General features: G+C 63.9%; 1 protein-coding gene. It reads right to left on the reverse strand.

Features of this window, described 5'->3' with window-relative positions:
* A partial coding sequence (locus tag F2P45_RS35365; protein WP_166882772.1) for a hypothetical protein occupies positions 1-219 on the reverse strand: 219 nt, incomplete at both ends.

Raw genomic sequence — 219 nt, forward strand, 5'->3', positions numbered from 1 at the left:
GTCATGCTCGACTTCGCGCGCATCGGTCTTGCGACAGGCTTCCTCGTGGTTGGCGAACGCGTGCAGGGTGCGGCGCCGCTCGGACAGCGCAAACACGGTCGACGCGATCGCCGGCGCCGAACTTGCGACCTCTTTTACTGCCGGCGCCTTCTTGTGGCGCAGCTTGACGCTTGCCAGCATTCCATCGAAGCTGGCATTCCACTCGTCGGTGAACTGGCT

It is taken from the genome of Massilia mucilaginosa (assembly GCF_011682145.1).
GTDB lineage: Bacteria > Pseudomonadota > Gammaproteobacteria > Burkholderiales > Burkholderiaceae_D > Telluria_A > Telluria_A mucilaginosa.